The organism is Kitasatospora sp. NPDC004669, assembly GCF_040609455.1.
In the GTDB taxonomy this organism is placed as follows: Bacteria; Actinomycetota; Actinomycetes; order Streptomycetales; family Streptomycetaceae; genus Kitasatospora.
Genome location: NZ_JBEXKB010000197.1, coordinates 1 through 2395, shown reverse-complemented (window position 1 = coordinate 2395; position 2395 = coordinate 1). Strand labels below are relative to the sequence as shown.

Genomic DNA, 2395 nt, shown 5'->3' with positions numbered 1-2395 from the left:
GGCCGACAAATCCCAAACAGGACAGTCGAGACGTCAGTCAGTTGGAGGGTCAGACCCGCCAGCGGCGTCACCACGAACATCATCACTGTCAGTTGTCGTGTATGACGGGGCCGTGGCAGTCGTGGAAGGAATGCGAGTTGCTTGGGTCTTCCGGGGCGAGGAAGTCACAGGTTGATGACACAGCATCCGACTGCTCTGGCGATTGCGAACACGGCCTGGAGGGCGTCGTCGACTTTGCCGCGGACGGAAAGCGTGATCGACTCGATCGGGTTCGCTGCCCCAAGGTCCAGTTCGATGCTCCAGGTTGGGCCGCCGAGGCTCCCCCAGGGGCGGGTGTCCCAGAAGTCGATGCTGGGCAGCTGGCTGAGGAGAGCGGCCTTGACCTGCTCGTGGGATCCGAGTGGCGGGGTGGCGAGGTCGTTCGGGATGGGTCGGCGACCCAGGATGACGTCGAGATGTTCGCCGCCCCCGTCGTCCGAGGTGAATCCGGCGGGGATGGGCAGAAGAAGCAGGTCCCAGCTCATGAGGCCTCCAGTGATGTGATGCTGATGCGCCGCTGACGATAGCCCTGGCTGGTGACAGGCACGTCTTCAGGCCAACGGGAGCTGAAACGCCAGATGTTCGGCCGAGCCGGCCGCCGCCTCCTCCGCCACCGCATCTTGCTCGCCTGAGCCGCCACCACTCCGTCACCGCATCCGAAAATCTTGCAAGAACCACCAACGGTTCAGGCGCGGATCGTGAAGCCGATCACGAGGCGGAAGCGTTCCCAGGCAGCACCCAATCCGCGGCCGGGCGGGCGAGGACGTAGCCGCGGAACCAGCCGGGGAAGGCCCGACCCAACTCGCCGCGGCCGCTCAGCCGGGCCTCGCCGGCGCGGGCGCAGCGAGCAGGTGACGTGCTGCTGACGCGCGTGGTGTTCGGCAGGCCGAACGCCCCGGCCAACACCATGTTCGACAGCATCCCGGCGGATGAATGGGAGGGCCACCCGTTTCTGCCGGTCCTTCCGGTGAAGGCGAGCGCTCTTTGTCATCGTGCCTTGAGACACGATCAGGGCAACGATCCGCCAGAGCTCGACAGACACCTCATCCGACGAGCAAGTTCAAGGGGCGTCTCGGCCGTCCGTCCTGTCATGTGTTAATCAGACACAGGCTCTCAGGGTTTCCAGGGGCGCCAGGGGTGCTGTCAGGAGCGCCTCGTACGCTCCGGCCATGGAGAATTCAACGTGGGTCGGCGTCCGCGAGCGGGTGCGGGCGGTCGCGGCCGCTCCGCGGAGCGCGAGTGTGTTCGGTGCGCCGGGGCACCGCTTCCTATTGGAAGAGCCGCTGACCGCGGCGGACCTCGCCGAGCTCGAATCCCAGGTCGGCGTCGTCCTGCCCACGGAGTACCGGGAATTCCTGCTCACGGTGGGTGCCGGCGGTGCGGGGCTGGCGTACGGCGTTTTCCCAGCGCGCCGGGTCGAGGGCCGTTGGTGGTGGGAGGGGGACGGCGCCGACCTCGCGGACCTGACCAGGCTGGCCGAGCCGTTCCCCCGGCAGGGCCCGCATCACGACCGGTTGCGGGAACTGTGGGCGGAGTACCCGGACGAGGACGACTGCGCGGCGGCGGACGAGGACTACGCCGAGGTCATGGAGGCCTGGGAGCAGCGGTGGGAGCCGCTGATGTTCTCCTCGGACCGTACCGTTGGCGCCGTCCTCGTCTGTCACCTCGGCTGTGCGGCTCGCCAGTGGCTCGTCGTCAGCGGTCCGGAGCGGGGACGGATCTGGCGCGACGACCGGGCGGACGGAGTGGATCTCGTCCCACTGCTGGACGACCAGGGCGAGCCGGTGACCTTCGCCCGGTGGTACCTGGATTGGTTGGAGGACAGCGAGCGCCAGGTGCAGTCGCGTCGGGGAGGGGTCCGGGCCGGTGTCTGAGTCGACGCGTGAGCCGATGTCTGAGCCGTCAACCAGATCGGTGGAGGAGTGGCTGATGGATCCGGCGTCAGGGCGGCGGCCCGGGAGCCGGCACCCTTGGTGACCTTCGTCCGCAGGCGGACGGTGGCGAAGGTCGACTCGATGGGGTTGGTGGTGCGTAGGTGGATCCAGTGCTCGGCGGGGAAGTCGTAGAACGCCAGCAGTTCGTCCTCGTCATCGACGATCTTCTTGACGGCCTTGGGGAACTTCGCGCCGTAGAGCTTGGCGAAGGTCTTGATCGCCTGCTCGGCGTGGTCGCGGTCCTCGGCGTTGTAGATGTCCTGGATCGCCTTCTTCGCCGAGGGCTGGGCCGACTTTGGCAGGACGTCGAGGGCGTTGGCCGTTTTGTGAAGCCGTAAGGAATCAACTTGTCGGTGTGTCGTCTTCGCTTCGTGCGGCGGCGAGGAGATCTGCGGCGGATCGGTAACGGGTGGCCGCCGGAG

3 protein-coding genes and 1 pseudogene are annotated in these 2395 nt (G+C 67.2%); 1 reads left to right on the top strand and 3 read right to left on the bottom strand.

Annotated elements, in window-relative coordinates:
- Positions 1-164: 164 nt before the first annotated feature.
- Both ABZW30_RS46830 and ABZW30_RS46825 read right to left on the bottom strand, forming a co-directional pair.
- On the bottom strand, positions 165-524 hold the full coding sequence (locus ABZW30_RS46830; RefSeq protein WP_355677466.1) for a hypothetical protein: 360 nt from the start codon (positions 522-524) through the stop codon (positions 165-167).
- Positions 525-747: 223 nt separating this feature from the next.
- On the bottom strand, positions 748-948 hold the full coding sequence (locus ABZW30_RS46825) for a hypothetical protein (RefSeq protein WP_355677465.1): 201 nt from the start codon (positions 946-948) through the stop codon (positions 748-750).
- A 260-nt stretch (positions 949-1208) separates the two neighbouring features.
- On the opposite strand from ABZW30_RS46825, the gene ABZW30_RS46820 reads away from it, so the two are divergent.
- Positions 1209-1913, top strand: a complete 705-nt coding sequence (locus ABZW30_RS46820; protein ID WP_355677464.1) for an SMI1/KNR4 family protein — start codon at positions 1209-1211, stop codon at positions 1911-1913.
- A 68-nt stretch (positions 1914-1981) separates the two neighbouring features.
- On the opposite strand, the pseudogene ABZW30_RS46815 reads toward ABZW30_RS46820, so the two are convergent.
- Positions 1982-2302 (bottom strand): annotated as a pseudogene (locus ABZW30_RS46815) (transposase); the annotation flags it as partial.
- Positions 2303-2395 lie beyond the last annotated feature (93 nt).

Excerpts from the sequence above, each read along its gene's own strand:
- ABZW30_RS46830 (WP_355677466.1), bottom strand. The coding sequence starts at position 524 with ATGAGCTGGGACCTGCTTCTTCTGCCCATCCCCGCCGGATTCACCTCG.
- ABZW30_RS46825 (WP_355677465.1), bottom strand. The coding sequence starts at position 948 with ATGGTGTTGGCCGGGGCGTTCGGCCTGCCGAACACCACGCGCGTCAGC.
- ABZW30_RS46820 (WP_355677464.1), top strand. The coding sequence starts at position 1,209 with ATGGAGAATTCAACGTGGGTCGGCGTCCGCGAGCGGGTGCGGGCGGTC.